General features: G+C 64.4%; 11 protein-coding genes. 3 read left to right on the forward strand and 8 right to left on the reverse strand.

The features are described 5' to 3' along the window. Positions 1-87: 87 nt before the first annotated feature. Complete coding sequence (locus H3H51_RS15570) at positions 88-525, forward strand: universal stress protein (RefSeq protein ID WP_183089985.1); 438 nt, start codon at positions 88-90, stop codon at positions 523-525. 161 nt (positions 526-686) lie between these two features. Here the strand turns inward: H3H51_RS15570 and H3H51_RS15575 are convergent, their stop codons facing one another. Beyond that, positions 687-1373: a DUF6901 family protein gene (locus H3H51_RS15575; protein WP_183089986.1), complete on the reverse strand. Its 687-nt coding sequence runs from the start codon at positions 1371-1373 to the stop codon at positions 687-689. A 20-nt stretch (positions 1374-1393) separates the two neighbouring features. Beyond that, positions 1394-3307, reverse strand: a complete 1914-nt coding sequence (locus H3H51_RS15580) for an ATP-binding cassette domain-containing protein (RefSeq protein WP_183089987.1) — start codon at positions 3305-3307, stop codon at positions 1394-1396. Positions 3308-3507: 200 nt separating this feature from the next. Between H3H51_RS15580 and H3H51_RS15585 the strand changes: the two genes are divergently transcribed. Then, entirely contained in the window at positions 3508-5436 is a 1929-nt protein-coding gene (locus H3H51_RS15585) for a transglycosylase SLT domain-containing protein (RefSeq protein ID WP_183089988.1), read from the forward strand. Positions 5437-5493: 57 nt separating this feature from the next. On the opposite strand, the gene H3H51_RS15590 is transcribed toward H3H51_RS15585, so the two are convergent. Further along, complete coding sequence (locus H3H51_RS15590) at positions 5494-6306, reverse strand: MOSC domain-containing protein (RefSeq protein WP_183089989.1); 813 nt, start codon at positions 6304-6306, stop codon at positions 5494-5496. Between the two features lie 94 nt (positions 6307-6400). Between H3H51_RS15590 and H3H51_RS15595 the strand changes: the two genes are divergently transcribed. Then, complete coding sequence (locus tag H3H51_RS15595) at positions 6401-8107, forward strand: methyl-accepting chemotaxis protein (protein WP_183089990.1); 1707 nt, start codon at positions 6401-6403, stop codon at positions 8105-8107. A 56-nt stretch (positions 8108-8163) separates the two neighbouring features. On the opposite strand, the gene H3H51_RS15600 is transcribed toward H3H51_RS15595, so the two are convergent. The 5 genes from H3H51_RS15600 to H3H51_RS15620 form a co-directional block, all read right to left on the reverse strand. Continuing rightward, positions 8164-9090: a chemotaxis protein CheV gene (locus H3H51_RS15600; RefSeq protein ID WP_183089991.1), complete on the reverse strand. Its 927-nt coding sequence runs from the start codon at positions 9088-9090 to the stop codon at positions 8164-8166. A 133-nt stretch (positions 9091-9223) separates the two neighbouring features. After that, positions 9224-10117, reverse strand: a complete 894-nt coding sequence (gene yegS / locus H3H51_RS15605; protein WP_183089992.1) for a lipid kinase YegS — start codon at positions 10115-10117, stop codon at positions 9224-9226. A gap of 288 nt (positions 10118-10405) precedes the next feature. Beyond that, on the reverse strand, positions 10406-11965 hold the full coding sequence (locus H3H51_RS15610; protein ID WP_183089993.1) for an FGGY-family carbohydrate kinase: 1560 nt from the start codon (positions 11963-11965) through the stop codon (positions 10406-10408). Between the two features lie 68 nt (positions 11966-12033). Then, a complete protein-coding gene (locus H3H51_RS15615) occupies positions 12034-13617 on the reverse strand; it encodes a glycerol-3-phosphate dehydrogenase/oxidase (protein ID WP_183089994.1) in 1584 nt (527 codons plus the stop codon). Positions 13618-13749: 132 nt separating this feature from the next. Continuing rightward, positions 13750-15351 carry an FAD-binding oxidoreductase gene (locus tag H3H51_RS15620; protein ID WP_183089995.1) on the reverse strand — a complete coding sequence of 534 codons (1602 nt, stop codon included), beginning with the start codon at positions 15349-15351 and terminating at the stop codon, positions 13750-13752. Between the last annotated feature and the right edge of the window lie 8 nt (positions 15352-15359).

The raw sequence follows: 15359 nt of genomic DNA on the forward strand, positions 1-15359 counted from the left end.
GTATCACCCCGCAGGAAAAGCCTGTGCTATATGGCAAGGTAGCCATACTAAAAATCAAAGATCTGCCCGACCAAGGAGGATACCCACATGCCCTATCAGCACATTCTGATCGCCGTCGACCTGACAGATGAATGCCATCCGGTGGTGCAACGCGCCCTGGCCATCGCCACCAGCAGCGCCGCCAAGGCCTCCCTGGTGCATATCATCGAACCGATGGCCATGGCCTTTGGCGGTGATGTACCGATGGACTTGTCGACCCTGCAACAGCAGCAGTTCGACCAGGCCCGCGAGCGCCTGCAGAGCTTTGCCGGGCAGTACCCGCAACTGGGCAGCGACATGCGCCACCTGGCCTACGGTCAGCCCCGCCAGGAGATCCATCGCCTAGCCGAAGAGCAAGGCTGCGACCTGATCGTGGTCGGCAGCCACGGTCGTCATGGCCTCGCCCTGCTGCTTGGCTCCACCGCCAACGACGTCCTGCACGGTGCGCCCTGCGATGTGCTCGCCGTGCGCCTGAAGAAGTCCTAAGAGCCTGTTACGGCCTCCTGACTCGCGGCCAGACCGCGTTAAAAACGGCCTCGGAATGCTCATTTACAACTCGTAAACTGCGCTTCCTCGGCCGTTTTTGTCTTGTCTGGCTCTAATTCAGAAGACCGTAAACAGGCTCTATGCCGGCCAAGGCTTGCGCCCTACTCCCCTGGTTCGCCCGCGCTCATCACCAGCGGGCGAATCTTCTGCAGTTGCGTCTCCAGCGACACGGTCATGCTCGATGACATGGAGAAGAAGGTCAGGAAGGCCTTGAGGTTGGAGTCGCCTTCACAGGTATCGTGAATGCGCTGCCAGAACGCCTGATTGACCAACTGCAACTGCTGGAACTGCTTGACCAGCCCCTTCAACTCCCAATCCGCACGCCGCCCTTCACGGAAGTTGAAGTATTGCCGCGCCAGGTACAGCGAGATGGCGCGCAGGATGAACTCCTGGCTACTGGCGAACGGCAGGTGGTTGTGCGCCATCGGCTTGAGCTTGCCCAGCACCGGACAGGCGCTGGTAGCCATGATCACCCCGAGCAGCGAGCGCAAACCTTCTTCCAGGCCGACATGTTTGGTGTATTCACGCTCCGGCGTGCGCACCCAGACATGCGCCTTCTTCACGGCCGGCAAGCCGTGGAAGTCTTCGATCACCCGATGCAAGTCCACGGCCGCAGGGCAGCACTTGAACTCTTCCTTCTTCAGCGGGCAGTTGCTGCATTGATTGTTTTCCAGGCGCGTCCACTTTGGCGCGGCCTCGGCACCCTGGGGGTCATACTGACGGTCCAGCTCGATCCTGTAGCTGAACTGATGGTTGTCATCCAGGGTGATGCGGTACTCAATTGCCATGCATGTCTCCGACAGGCTTTTCAGGCATCCAGTTCGGCCCAACGCTCAAGGAGGTGGTCCAGTTCTTCTTGTAGGTTTTGCAGGCGTTCCAACGCCTTGGCGGTAGTAGCCGCCGGCTGCTGATAGAACGCCGGATCGGCGATCTGCGTCTGCAGTTCGGCCATTTGGGTTTCCAGAGCTTCGATCTGCCCGGGAATGGCTTCCAGTTCACGCTGCAGCTTGTAGCTGAGCTTCTTCTTGGCGGCAGGTGCCGCTTCAACCACAGGTTCAACGACCGCAGCGGGTGCCACTGCGCTCAATTCGGCCTTGCCTGACTTGCTCTCGCCCACGCCCAGCAGACGCGGCGAACCGCCTTGGCGCAGCCAGTCCTGATAGCCACCGACGTACTCGCGCACGCGCCCTTCGCCTTCGAAGACCAGGGTGCTGGTCACGACGTTATCGAGGAAGGCCCGGTCGTGACTGACCATCAGCACGGTGCCGGAAAAATTCGCCAGCACTTCCTCGAGCAACTCCAGGGTTTCCACGTCGAGGTCGTTGGTCGGTTCGTCGAGTACCAGCAGGTTGGCAGGTTTGCTGAACAGCTTGGCCAGCAGCAGACGCGCGCGCTCACCACCGGACAGCGCCTTGACCGGGGTACGGGCACGCTGAGGGCTGAACAGGAAGTCGCCCAGGTAGCTCAGCACATGGCGGTTCTGGCCGTCGATCTCGATAAAGTCGCGACCTTCGGAGATGTTGTCGATTACGGTCTTTTCCAGCTCGAGCTGATGGCGCAGCTGGTCGAAATAGGCCACCTCGATCTTGGTGCCCTGCTCTACCTTGCCGGAGGTTGGCTGCAGGCCATCGAGCATCAGCTTCAGCAGGGTGGTCTTGCCGGTACCGTTGGCGCCGAGCAGGCCGATACGATCGCCCCGCTGCAACACCATGGAAAAGTCCTTGATCAGCAGCGGCCCACCCGGATGGGCGAAGCTGACGCCCTCCAGCAGCATGACCTGCTTGCCGGACTTGTCCGCAACGTCCAGCTGAATCGACGCCTTGCCCGTGCGCTCACGGCGCTCGCTGCGTTCGACACGCAGGGCCTTGAGGGCGCGCACGCGGCCTTCGTTGCGGGTACGACGGGCCTTGATGCCCTGACGAATCCACACTTCTTCCTGGGCCAACTTCTTGTCGAACAGCGCATTGGCGGTTTCTTCCGCAGCCAACTGCTGCTCCTTATGCACCAGAAAGCTGGCGTAGTCGCCATTCCAGTCGATCAACCCACCACGGTCCAGCTCAAGAATGCGCGTGGCCAGGCTCTGCAGAAAGGAGCGGTCGTGAGTGATGAACAGCACGGCGCCCTGGAAGTCCTTGATCGCCTCTTCCAACCAGGAGATGGCACCGATATCCAGGTGGTTGGTCGGCTCGTCGAGCAGCAGCAGATCCGGCTCGCTGACCAGCGCCTGGGCCAGCAGCACGCGGCGGCGCCAGCCACCAGAGAGCTCGGCGAGGGTCTTGTCCGCCGGCAACTGCAGGCGGCTCAGGGTGCTTTCGACCAATTGCTGCAGGCGCCAGCCATCGCGGGCTTCCAGCGCCTGCTGGACGTGCATGAGCTTGTCGAGGTCTTCTTCGGTGACGCAGTTCTGCGCCAGGTGGTGGTATTGCGCGAGCAGCTCACCGACGCCATCGAGGCCCAGGGCAACCACGTCGAACACTGTCCGCTCGTCGGCCACCGGCAGTTCCTGGGGCAGCTCGCCGATTTTCAGCCCCGGCGCGCGCCAGATGCTGCCGTCGTCGGGCTTCTGATCATCCTTGACCAGCTTGAGCATGCTCGACTTGCCAGTGCCGTTGCGGCCGATGATGCAGACCCGCTCACCGCGGGCAATCTGCCAGGACACCTTGTCCAGCAGCGGCATGGCGCCGTACGCCAGGGAAACATCGGTGAACTTGAGCAGAGTCATAATAAAAGGCTACTTACAAAAAACCGGGGAGGCATTCTAACCGACTTGCCAGGCGATCATGCTGGCATTTATGCATCACCGCTCACGCTTACGGCGCGCGGTCATGCCCATGCTTTCGCCTGCGCACGGCAAAAGGCTAAGCTAGGCCTACTCGGTGCCGGCTCTGCCGCCACCCATCACGATTTCTGCCCGGAAGTGTCATGCGCCGTTCTCTGCTCAGCCTGTTTTCCTGCCTGCTTCTCTGTACCGCCACCTTTCCCAGCGTCCAGGCCGCCAGCCTGGCCCAGCAGCGACAGATGTACGACGAAGCCAAGCGCGCCCTGGCCAAGGGCGACAAAGGGCCGTACCAGTTGTATGCCAAGGCCCTTCGCGACTACCCGCTGGAGCCGTACCTGGCGTACGACGAGCTGACCGCACGCTTGAAATGGGCGAGCAACGAGGAAATCGAAGCTTTCCTCACCGAGCACGGCGACCTGCCGCAAGCCGGCTGGATGAAACTACGCTGGCTGCGCTGGCTGTCCGAGCGCGGCGAATGGCAGACCTTCGCCAATCACTACGACCCCAAGCTCAATTTCACCGAGCTGGACTGCCTGTTCGGCCAGTACCAGCTCAAGCACGGCATGCAGGCCGAAGGCAACGCCACCGCCGAGAAGCTCTGGCTGGTCGGCAAGTCGCAGCCGAATGCCTGCGACGCGCTGTTCGACCTGTGGCACGCCAACGGTCAACTGACCGAAGAGCGCCGCTGGCAACGCGCCAAGCTGGCCGCCGAGGCCCGCAACTATGGCCTGGCCAGCCACTTGGTGAAGACCCTGCCAAGCCTCGCCACCCAGGGCAAACTGCTGCTCGACGTGGCGCAGAACCCGCAACTGCTGAGCCAGACTGGCCGCTTCACGCCGGCCGACCAGGCCATGTCCGACGTCGTCAGCCTGGGCCTGCGCCGCCTGGCCCGCCAGGACCCGGAAAAGGCGATCAAGCTGCTCGACACCTATGCCAGCAAGATGGCCTTCTCCAAGGAAGAAAAAGTCGCCATCGCCCGTGAAATCGGCCTGACCCTGGCGCGCAAGTTCGACATCCGCGCCCTGCAGATCATGACCCAGTACGACCCGGAGCTGCGCGACAACACCGTATCCGAATGGCGCGCCCGCCTGCTGCTGCGCCACGGCCGCTGGGACGAGGCCTACCAGCTCACCAGTCGCCTGCCCGCCGACCTGGCCAGCACCACCCGCTGGCGCTACTGGCAGGCACGCAGCCTGCAGCTGGCCCAGCCACAGAATCCGCAAGCGCAGGTGCTGTACCAGCCGCTGGCCAAGGAACGCGATTTCTATGGTTTCCTCGCGGCCGACCGCATCGAAGCGCCCTACAGCCTGAACAACAAGCCGCTGGCGCTCGACCCGAAAGTCATCCAGAAGGTCAGTAACACCGCCGGCATCCGTCGCGCCTTGGAGTTTCATGATCGCGGCCAGATCGTCGATGGGCGCCGCGAGTGGTACCACGTCAGCCGCCTGTTCAGCCGCGACGAGCTGGTGGCCCAGGCCAAGCTCGCCTACGATAAGCAGTGGTACTTCCCGGCCATCCGCACCATCAGCCAGGCCAAATATTGGGATGACCTGGATATCCGCTTCCCGATGGCCTATCGCAATAACCTGACCAGCCAGGCCAAGGCCCGCGGCCTGCACTCCAGCTGGGTGTTCGCCATTACCCGCCAGGAAAGCGCCTTCATGGCCGACGCCCGCTCGCCGGTCGGCGCCATGGGCCTGATGCAGCTGATGCCAGCCACCGCCAAGGAAACCGCACGCAAGTTCGGCATCCAACTGGCCAATCCACAGCAAGTGCTGGTACCGGAAAAGAACATCCAGCTCGGCGCCGCCTACCTCAGCCAGGTGCACGGCCAGTTCAACGGCAACCGCGTGCTCGCCTCAGCCGCCTACAACGCCGGCCCGGGTCGCGTGCGCCAGTGGCTCAAAGGCGCCGACCACCTGGCCTTCGACGTGTGGGTGGAGAACATCCCGTTCGATGAAACCCGCCAGTACGTGCAGAACGTGCTGTCTTACTCAGTGATCTACGGCCAGAAACTCAACGCCCCCACCCCGCTGGTGGACTGGCATGAGCGCTTCTTCGACGATCAGTAAAACGCAAACGGGCGCCCTAGGGCGCCCGTTTAGTCTCTGCCGATCACGGCAAACGGCCTACTCCAGCACCTCGACCGCCATGCCCTGGCGCAGCTCGCCGACGCCACGCGGCAACAGGTTCTGCCCGAAGTACACATCACCCTCGCGCTCGCGGTAGGTCTTCAGGGTCGTCAGCGGTTCACGATCAGCGCTACGCTCGCCGGTCTGCGGGTCGAGGGTGGTGAGGATGCAGCGGCTGCAGCCCTTGGCCACGTCGAACTCCACGCCACCGATACGGATGCGCTTCCAGCTGTCCTCGGCATAGGGCGCGCTGCCCTGTACCACCAGGTTGGGCCGAAAGCGCAGCATCTCCAGCGGTCGTCCGACACGCGCCGAAAGGTCATCGAGCGAAGCCTGGCCGATTAGCAGCAGCGGAAAACCGTCGGCGAAGGCGACCTTGTCGCCCACCTGCGCATAGCCGGTATCGACCTGCCGGGCGCGGCTTTCCGGCACCTGCACCAGGCGGCAGGCACGACCAATAAAGCGGCTCAGCCACTCGGCCGCCGCATCGCCGGCATCCGGCACGCGCAGGCTGTCGCGCCACACCGTAACGCCACGCAGCTCGGCATCGGGTTCGGGCAGCGCCACGTCCAGGCGGGTGCAGCCCGGTGCGTTCAGGGTCAGACCGCCTGCGGCGTTGTACAGCGCGCTAATCCGCCCCATTTGCGGCAGCAGACGCTGGGTGAGGAAGCGCCCGGTGGCCTCTTCGACCAGCATCCAGCGACGATCGCCCGCCAGGCCCAAGGCCTCCAGATTCACACGCTCCAGGCGCTCGGCCTGGCCAGACTTGAGCGGGTAGCGATAAAGCGCGGCAAGTTGCATGAGCAACATCCTTGAGGCAGATTACGGGAACGAGTGCGAGCCGAGTCTGGATGTTTTTTGTCCAGGGAGCTCGCACCACATAATAATAAAGACGAGAAAGACCATGCAAAACAGCCCATCTGCCGCTGATCTCCAGCAAACAAACAGCACCCCACTCCCTACGCCCACCGCTACCTTCTGGCTTCTGCTGCTCTGCCAGCTGTTCTTTATCGGCGCCCTGCTGATGCAGGCCAGTGGTGCAGTCTGGATTGTCGCACTGGTGCTGTCTGCCCCGATGCTTTATCTGTCCTGGCTGGTGCGCAACTCCCGCAGCACCTCCGACGCATTGGTCGAGAAACTGGAGCTGGCCAACGGCAAGCTGATCGACCTGACGGCGGACAGCGAACTACAGCGCTCGGCCTCCCCCGCCAGCCAAAGCTTTGCCAACCTGACCACGCGCCTGCGCGGCATGCTTCTGGACTTCCAGCACAACAGCCTGCAAACCGCCGCGACCTCGGCCAACAGCCGCCTGCAATCGGAGCACGCCGCTCGCGATGCCAAGCAGCAGCAGAGCCTGTCCGAGCTGATCTTCCAGGCCAGCGAGCAGACCACCTGCGCCCTGCACGACATTTCCACGCACACCAGCGGCATCACCGGCATGAACAGCCGCAACCTGGAGCTGGCACGCCAGTCGAAAAGCCAGCTGGGCGATGCCCGCGAGCAGATGCAGCACATCAGCCAGGTCATGGAGAGCTTCAAGGACAACATCAGCGCCCTGGACAGCAGCTCCGCCCAGGTCCGTGAAATCCTCACCACCGTGCAGGACTTCTCCGCGCAAACCAACATGCTCGCGCTCAACGCCGCCATCGAGGCCGCCCGCGCCGGCGATCACGGCCGCGGCTTTGCCGTGGTTGCCGACGAAGTGCGCAGCCTGTCGGTGAAGGTCGGTAGCGCCGCCGGGCAGATCGGCCAACTGATGGAGCAAATGACCAAGGCCATGGCCGGCGCCGACCAGCAGACCCTGGACATGCTCGAGAAAACGGAAAAAGCCGGCATGGCCGTCAGCACCGCGGCCGACCAGTTCACCCACATGGTCGAAGACTTCCAGCAAGCCAACGACGACCTGCTGATGGTCAGCAGTGCGATGGAGGAGCTGACCGCCACCAACAACGAAACCCATCAGCACAGCAGCCAGATCCGCGACCTCAGCCTGACCATCAGCCAGCGCATGGAGACCTCCTTCGCCCAGGCTGACCGCCTGCGTGACAACAGCAACCTGATGCTGCAAACGCTCAGCAGTTTCCGCCTGGGCCACGGCAAGCTCGAAGCAATCACCGACGTGCTGATGCAACGGCGCAACGAAATCGAACTCCAGCTGGAAGAGCTCAAGCGCTCCGGCGTCGACCTGTTCGACAACAACTACAAGGCGATTGCCAACACCAATCCGCCCAAGCACAACGTCAGCTGGGCCGAAGCCTACCGCAAGCGCGTCCAGCCCCTTCTGGACCAGTGGGACCAGGGCGGCAAGGACGGGGTGCTGTATATCGTGCCGGTCAATGACCGTGGCTACCTGGCCGCGGCACGCAGCGCCGCCTCACAAGCGCCGACCGGTGATCCGGCCGTGGACGCCTCCAAGAGCACCCACCTGCGCTTCTTCGGCAGCGCGATCGAACACGACAACATGCGCAAGTGCACCTACCTGAGCATGGGCACCTTCGTGCTGCCAGGCACCACTACCGTGATTTTCGTGATGTACGTGCCGATCATGGTCGACGGGCGGCGCTGGGGAACCATGAGCGCCGGGATCCTGCCTGCGGCAGTCGGCGCCTGAGTCTGGGAGGTGGTGGTCATCGCTCGCGGCGGTGACCACATGCAGGCGGGATCAGCTTACTCGTCGAGCTGCAGGCGCTCGCGAATCACGTCGACCAGCTTGTCGGGCTGGAACTTGGAGAGGAAGTTGTCGCAGCCGACCTTCTTCACCATCGCCTCGTTGAAACTGCCGGACAGCGAAGTGTGCAGCACCACGTACAGGTCCTTGAGGCGTGGGTCGTTGCGGATCTCGGTGGTCAGGCGGTAGCCATCCATTTCCGGCATTTCCGCATCGGTGAAGATCATCAGCAGCTTGTCGGTCATCACCTCGCCGGTGTCGGCCCACTGCTTCAGTTGCTGCAACGCCTTGAGACCGTCGCTGACACTGTGGGTGCGAATACCCAGCTGAGCCATGGTCTCGCGCAGCTGGTTGAGCGCCACCTTGGAGTCATCCACCAGCAGCACTTCGCGGCCCACGGCCTTGGCCAACAGCGGGTCGGCCAGTTTCTCGTCGGAAATCTTGGTGCTCATCGGGGCGATTTCCGACAGCACCTTCTCCACGTCGATGATCTCGACGATCTGGTCTTCCACCTTGGTGATCGCCGTCAGGTAATGCTGGCGACCTGCCCCGCCCGGTGGCGGCAGGATGGACTCCCAGTTGAGGTTGAGGATGCGATCCACGCCGCCGACCAGGAACGCCTGCACCGAACGGTTGTACTCGGTGACGATGATGGTACTGCTGGGGCTGGGCGTAATCGGGCGCATGCCGATGGCCTGGGAGAGGTCGATCACCGGCAGGGTCTGGCCGCGCAGGTTGACCACGCCACAGACGTAGGGGTGGCGGTGCGGCATCAGGGTCAGCTTGGGCAGCTGCAGGACTTCCTGCACCTTGAACACGTTGATCGCGAACAACTGGCGCCCGGCCAGGCGAAACATGAGGATTTCCAGGCGGTTCTCACCCACCAGCTGGGTGCGTTGGTCCACTGTATCGAGAATGCCGGCCATCATGTGCTCCTGTTATCTGTGTCGAGTCTAGCCCAGCGATAGCCGCTGTATCGGCCCGCTGCGCGGAAACTGCAGGAGCATGGCCGGAAGCCATCATGCCGCAGGTACCACCACCACGCCAGCCTGGGCGAAATCAGCCGAGCAATGGCGAACCGGCCGGCAGATGCACCCGCAACACGCCCGGACGAGCGGCAAAACGCAGGCGCTGGCCCTCCATGGGTTCGCCATCGAGGTTGATATCCAGCCCCTCGCACGCCTCGATCTCGACCCAGGGCAGGCGCGCGCTCAACGCCACCGACTCGAGGCCGAGAATGCCGCCGGACAACAGCGTGCCCAGTGTGCCGACCAGGTCCTGCGGCGCCGGTACGATGCAGATATCCAGCAAGCCATCGTCGACCAGCGCCTGCGGGCACAACACATGGCCGCCGCCCGCCTGTCGGCCATTGCCGATACCCAGGGCGAGAAACTCGCCTTCCCAGTCGAAACCCGGCCCGTGAAAACGACCGAAGGCCGAGTGCACCTCGGGAAAGCGTGTCAGCCCAGTCAGGAAATAGGCGGCGCCACCGAGGAGTTTCTTAAGCTCTTCCGACGTATTGGCAGTCACTTTCGACCCAAAGCCGCCGGTGGCCATATTGAGGAACAACTGGCCATCCACCTCGCCCAGGTCGATTGGCCGCGCCGGCACCTCGAGCAGGGCCAGGGCTTCGCCAGGTACTAGGGACAGGCCCGCCGCGTGGGCAAAGTCGTTGGCGGTGCCCAGCGGCAGGATCGCCAGGCTGGCATCGCTGTTGGCCAGCGCCATGGCCTCGGCAATGTCGCGCACCGTGCCATCGCCGCCACCGGCAATCACCGTCGGGTAGCCGGCATCCAGCGCTTCCGTGACCAGGCGCTGGGCATCACCCGCCTCCCAGGTCAGGCGCACGGCCAGCTCCCATCCCTCTTCGCGCAGCGCCTGTACTGCCGCCCGCACCTCTTCGTTCAGGGCCTGCTTGCCATGCAGGATCAACAGCGCCTTGCGTGCGGACATGATTCGCTCCTTGATTAGCTCCAGCCTGAGAACCTGTCTCGGGTCTCTTGATCGTCGGCCATGCTGCGTTGAAATCGGTTCGGCAAGCCGCTTGCGGCTAACGCGCTTTAGCGCGACCCGGAGGGCGAGTGAAACGAGTACTGCTCATTTACACTTCGTAAACTCCGCGTCCTCACCCAATTTCGCCTTGCCTGGCTCTAGCTCAAAAGATCCGAAACAGGTTCTGAGTACAGCAGACTGGTGAAGCGAGACAAAAGTGCCAGGGCAAATCGAGTGCCGTACGCGCTGCTAGGCAGGATATCCGGTGATCTCGCGGATGCTGCTGTACAACGGCTTGAGCTGCTTGTACATGCGCAGGTAGACCTCGCGGTACAGCCGATCGTACACCTGCTGCGCCGCCGGGTCGGGCTGGAACACCTTGCCGACACGGGTCATGGCGGCAATCGCCGTGGGAAAGTCCGGGTGCAAGCCCAGGCCCACCGCGCAATCGATGGCTGCACCCAGGCCCGAGGCCTCGTAGACATGCGGGCGCTCGGCTGGCAGGCCGAAGATGTCGGCGGTCAGCTGCATCGCCGCATCGCTCTGCGAGCCGCCACCGGACACGCGCAGGCGGGTGATCGGGGTTCCCGAGCGCTTCTCGATACGCTCGCGACCCTGGCGCAGGGCATAAGCCAGACCTTCGAGGATCGCCCGATACAGGTGCGCCCGGGTATGCACGTCGCCGAAGCCGATGATCGAGCCCTTGGCCTCCAGCCCCGGCTCGCGGATACCCGGCGACCAGAATGGCTGCAACATCAGCCCCATGGAGCCTGCCGGCACCTGGCTGACCAGCTCGTCGAACAGGGTTTCCGCCTCCACTCCCAGCTCCAGGGCGCGCTGGCGCTCGGCATAGCCGAACTCCTGCTTGAACCAGCTGACCATCCAGAAGCCCCGAAAAATCATCACCTCGGTGTTGTAGTGATCGGGGATCGCCGCCGGATATGGCGGAATCAGCGGGATGGTTTCCAGGTAAGTACGCCGCGTGGTGTTGATGGTCGCGGTGGTGCCATAGGACAGGCAGGCGGTGTGCGGCTCGACACCGCCGGAGCCGATCACTTCGCAGGCCTTGTCCGATGCTGCCGCGATCAACGGCAAGCCCTCGGGAATCCCGGTGTGGCGGCTGGCTTCGGCGGTGATGGTGGCGACAAGCTCGCCCGGCTTGACCAGCTCCGGCAACTGCTCCGGGCGCACCGGCATGGCCTGCCACTTCCAGTCACTGGGCGCCGCCCATTTCAGGCGTTTGTAGTCGAACGGCAGGTAGGCGACGCAGCAGCCCACCGAGTCGGCGAAGCGCCCGGTCAGACGATGAGTGAGGAAACCCGAGAGCATCAACAGTTTGTCGGTGCGCGCCCAGTTCTCCGGCTCATGCTGGGCCAGCCAGTTGACCTCCGCCTGGGCGCGGAAATAGTCCACCGTGGCCTCTTCGCCAATCAGTTTGAACAGCCAGCCCCACGGCCCCTTGATCTTGCCCTTGACCTCGGCACGGCGCTGGTCGAGCCAGAGGATCGCCGGACGCAGCGGCTGGCCCTGGGCGTCGACGGTGATCAGCGAGCCGCGCTGGGTGGTCAGCGACACCCCCTTGATCAGCCGGCGGTCGATATCCACGCTGGCCCACAGTTTGGCGCACGCCTCGCCCAGGCTGCGCCAGTAATACTCGGGGTCTTGCTCGGCCCAGCCGGGCTGCGTGGAGAAATACGGCTGCAACTCGACCTTGCCCTTGCCGACCAGGTTGCCGCGCAGGTCGAACAGCAGCGCGCGCACGCTCTGTGTGCCGTTGTCGATGGCCAGCAGGTAGCTTTCTTCGCTCAAGACGAGCACTCCAGAATTCTTGTTGTTATCAGAACCAGCAAGCTGGCGCCGGGTAAGACGGCCGTCATCTAGCTGTGCGCCGGCAGGCTGTAGCAGTTGGCCCACAACGCCAGGTAGCGCTGTTGCTGTTCACCCCAGCGCGCATCGCTCCAGCCCAGGCGCGGCTGGCACAGCGCACGGATGCGCGGCAGCTCGGCCGCCGCGCCTTCGGGCAGCAGCAAGCCGATACGCGTGCGCCGCAGCAGCAGGTCGTCCAGTTGCAGCACCAGCTCCTCATCACAGGCCAGGGCCAGCTCGGCCCACAGCGTGTCGCTGTCGCCGATGCGCGTGCCGCCCAGTTCGCCGATCAGCGCCGCCAGGCGCGGCAAGGCCTGGCCATGACGACCGGCCAGGCGCAGGCGCATGGCCGGCCCCAGGTCCAGTGGCAACACGGCATCACTGCGGCGAAACACGGCCTGACCCTGATCGTCCACCGCCTTGCCGACGAAACCGGCGCAGGCGCGTAGCACCTCCAGGGCCAGCAGGCGGAAGGTGGTCAGCTTGCCGCCGGCCAGGGTCACGCAGCCGGGCTCGATCCACAGCGCGTGCTCGCGCTTCTCGTCGGACGGTTGCTTGCTGTCATCGCCGGTACTGACCACCGGTCGCACGCCCGCCCAGGTCGACAGCACATCACTGCGCGTAACGCCGGCTGCGGGAAACTGGCTGACGCAGGCGGCCAGCAGGTAATCCACTTCGGGCGCCGTGATACGCGCGTCGTGATCCAGGCTGTCGGCGTGATCCAGATCGGTGGTGCCGATCACCGTAGCGCCCTCCCAGGGGAAGACGAACACCGGCCGCCGGTCCTGCGGGTGCATGAAACTCAGGGCCTGGGCCACCGGCAGACGCCAGTGCGGCAGCAACAGGTGGCTGCCGCGCAGCGGACGAATATGCTCGCGGCCGTCCTTGCGCCGCAGGCCATCGGCCCAGGCCCCGGTGGCTTGAGCCACCGCACGGGCACGGAAGCTGAAACGCTGGCCGGATTCGCTGTCCTCGGCCTGCAAGCCAATTACGCGGCCGTCCTCACGCAGCAACTCGACCACGCGCAGGCCATTGAGCGCCTCACCACCATCGATGCGCGCCTCGCCCAGCACGCGCATGACCAGCCGCGCATCATCGGTCACCGCGTCGAAGAAACGCGTGGCGCCGCTGAGGCCGTCCTCGCGGATGCCCGGCATCAGGTAGCGCAGCTGCTGCAGCGGGTAATACAGGTGGTTACGCCTGCCGGCCAGGGCGTCATACACCGCCAGCAGGCCGCCGAACACGCGCGGGCCGGGAAACCCGCCCTGGTAATGGGGAAACAGAAAGCCCAGCGGGTCGACCAGGCCTGGCGCCTCGTCGAGCAGACGCTGGCGCTCGTGCACCGAATCGCGAGTCAGGCCGATCTGGCCCTTGGCGATATAGCGCAAGCCGCCGTGGACCATCTTCGACGAGCGACTGGAGGTGCCCCAGGCGAAGTCGCGCTGCTCCAGCAGCAGGCAACGCCAGCCACGGCGCGACGCTTCCCGCAGGATGCCGGCGCCGGTGATGCCGCCACCGACGACGATCAGATCCCAGTCACGTTGCGCCAGTTCGGGCAACACCTGCGCACGCCAGGCGGCGTTCCAGGTCGGCATTATCGAAACCCTTGAAGAAGTCGTCGCGAGCGCCCCGAGAGCAAGGCGGACGGAGCGCAGCGAGGAGGCATATCAGGTCGATAGACGAGGAGCGAGCACCGCCCAACGCAGCTATCGGAGCGCGCAGCAGAGTTATTCATGGGTTTCCAGCAGCACGCTGGGAGCCAGGCGTTGATCCGGGTCGAAATGATCCGCCAGACTCCGCAGCGCAGCCATCCCCAGCTCACCCTTCTCGACCGCCAGGTAGGGCGCATGGTCGCGCCCCACGCCATGCTGGTGGCTGATGGTGCCGCGGTTATTGACGATGGTCTGCGAGGCGTTGTGCTTGAGCTTCTGCCAGCGCTGCAGGGTTTGCTCGTAGCTCTGCCCCGGACGGAACACGTAGGTGGTGTAGATGCTCGAACCCTGGCCGTAGACGTGCGACAGGTGGGTGAACACGTGCACCGGCTCGCCCTCTTCGGCCAGGCCGGCGCGCAGGCTGTCTTCGATCTGGTTCAGCAGGTTGTCGACATTGCCCCAATCGGTGGCGGTTTCCAGGGTGTCCACCGCGTAGCCGGCAGCCCACAGGCCGTGGCGCAGATAGGGAAAGCGGAAGCGGTTTTCCGCCCATTTCTTGCCCAGCAAGGTGCCGGTGAACACCCCGCCAAAGCCCTTGAGCAGTTGCTTGGCCTGTTTCACCGACAGTGCATTCTGCTTGCGATTGCCGGTAACGCCGAAGGTCAGCATGCACTTGCCGGCACGCGCACCACGCAGCGCCAGGTACTTCTCCAGCAGGGCGATCTGCTCCGGGTGCCCGGCCAGGGCCAGCTGGGTTTCGGTTTCGATGGCGTTGGACAGGCGCAGCATCGACAGTGGCACACGCGCCTGCACCAGGCTGCGGATGCCCTTCAGGGCCTGTTCCCAGCTGGGCAGGAACACCGCGTAGAACTGCTCCTGTTCGGCCAGCTTGCTGACCCGCACCTTGACCTCGGAGATCACCCCGAAGCGCCCTTCCGAACCGAGGATCATCTCGCGCAGGTCCGGCCCCGCCGACGACGCCGGGAAGGTCGGGATCTCCAGGGTGCCGGCGAAGGTCTCGATCTTGCCACCAGCGAACAGTTGCTCGATGCGCCCGTAACGCAGCGACTGCTGGCCGCTGGAGCGACTGGCTACCCAGCCGCCCAGGGTCGATAGCTCCCAGGATTGCGGGAAGTGGCCGAGGGTGTAGCCCCGTGCCCGCAGCTGGCTTTCTACCTGCGGGCCGGCGGCGCCAGGGCCGAAGGTGGCGATCTGGCTTTCCTCGTCCAGTTCCAGCAGCCGGGTCATGCGCTCCAGAGACAGGGTCAGTACCGGGCGTTCGCTGGCCTGCGGGTTGATGTGCCCGGCCACCGAGGTGCCGCCACCGTAGGGAATCACCACCAGGTCCTGGGCGCGCGCCCAGGCCAGCAGTTGGCGAATCTGTTCGGCGCTTTCCGGCAGGGCCACGCCATCGGGAAACTGGCCAAAGCGCCCTTCGCGCATCGCCAGCCAGTCCGGCAGGCTCTGCCCGCGGGCATGTCGCACGCGCACTTCGGCATCGGTGCTGATCAGCGGATGGGCAGCGAGGCGCGAAGCCGGGACCTGGGCCAACACCTGTTCCAGGCTGGCATCGGGCAGCACCTGGCCAGCACCCAGGCGCGCGCCGAGGAAGGCTGCGCCGTGCGCCGGCAGTTCCACCACAGTGGCCTCGTCACCCCATCCGTTCCAACGTCGCATCTGCAGCT

This window comes from Aquipseudomonas ullengensis (assembly GCF_014174475.1).
GTDB lineage: Bacteria > Pseudomonadota > Gammaproteobacteria > Pseudomonadales > Pseudomonadaceae > Aquipseudomonas > Aquipseudomonas ullengensis.